Genomic DNA, 1,270 nt, shown 5'->3' on the forward strand with positions numbered 1-1,270 from the left:
GGGTCTGCTGCACGGATAGGTGACAGTGGTTCTCAGGCGGCGAGTGCGACCTGAGGGGTCATGATGGCCTCGAATTCGATGGGTGTCAGGCGACCGAGGCGGGCTTGTCGTCGGCGGCGGTGGTAGGTCCGTTCGATCCAAGTCACAATCGCGAGGCGCAGCTGGTCGCGGGTGGTCCAGCGGCGCCGGTCAAGGACGTTCTTCTGCAGCAACGAGAAGAAGCTCTCCATGGCGGCGTTGTCGCCGGCGGAGGCGACCTGGCCCATGGATCCGACCAGGGTGTGACGGTGCAGCTTGGCCAGCACCTTCCGGGACCTGAATTGCGAGCCTCGGTCCGAGTGCACGATGCACCCGGCGACGTCACCGCGGCGGGCCACCGCGCTGGCCAGGGCGTTCACGGCGATCCGGGACTTCATCCGGTCGCTGATCGAGTACCCCACGATCCGGCCCGAGTACACGTCCTTGATCGCGCACAGGTACACCTTGCCCTCACTCGTGGCGTGCTCGGTGATGTCCCACAGCCACAACCGGTTGGGTCGGTCGGCGCGGAACTGGCGCAGGACAAGGTCCTCGTGCGCAGGCGGGCCGGCCTTCTTCGCGTTCGCGCCGCGGCGCTTCTTGCCGAACACCGACCACCACCGGTTGTCGCGGCAGATCCGCCACACCCGACGGTCACACGCCCTGATCCCGGCCCGGTGCGCTTCGTCGGCCAGCAGCCGGTGGCCGAACTCGGGGTCGTCGCGGTGGGCGTCGAACAGGGCGTTGGCCAGGTATGCCTCGTCGACCTCCCGGGGCGTGATCGGTGCGGCAAGCCACCGGTAGTAGGGCTGCCTTGCGAGCTTCAGGACCCGGCACGTCACCGCGACGGGAACCCCGTCGCCGGCGAGCTCACTCACGAGCGGGTAGAGCCTTTTCCCGGCAGATTCGCCTGCGACAGGTACGCCGCCGCCCGGCGCAGGACCTCGTTCTCCTGCTCGAGCAACCGGATCCTGCGGTTCGCCTCATGCAACTCGGCCGACTCCGACGGCGTCGTGCCGGGGCGGTGGCCGTCGGCGACATCGGCGGCGTGCATCCAGTTGCGCAGGCACGACTCACTGATGCCGAAGTCGGCGGCGATCTGCTTCAACAGCACGCCGGGCTCACGCCGGCGGGCGACGGCCACGACGTCGTCGCGGAACTCCTTGGGATGGGGCTTGGGCACGGTGCACATCCTCCCAGCGGTGCCCCTCGGCACCACAGGTCAGGTGTCACCTATCCGTGCAGCAGACCC

1 protein-coding gene is annotated in these 1,270 nt (G+C 68.7%); it reads right to left on the bottom strand.

Translation table 11 applies throughout. From position 1 onward, the window contains the following. Nucleotides 1-32: 32 nt before the first annotated feature. Nucleotides 33-1,201 (bottom strand): IS3 family transposase gene (locus Q0840_RS18970; protein WP_298462735.1). Its coding sequence is split into 2 segments (ribosomal slippage): nucleotides 33-914 and nucleotides 917-1,201, totalling 1,167 coding nucleotides; the frame shifts between segments, so codons are not numbered across the junction. Between the last annotated feature and the right edge of the window lie 69 nt (nucleotides 1,202-1,270).

This window comes from uncultured Cellulomonas sp., from assembly GCF_947494015.1.
GTDB lineage: Bacteria > Actinomycetota > Actinomycetes > Actinomycetales > Cellulomonadaceae > Pengzhenrongella.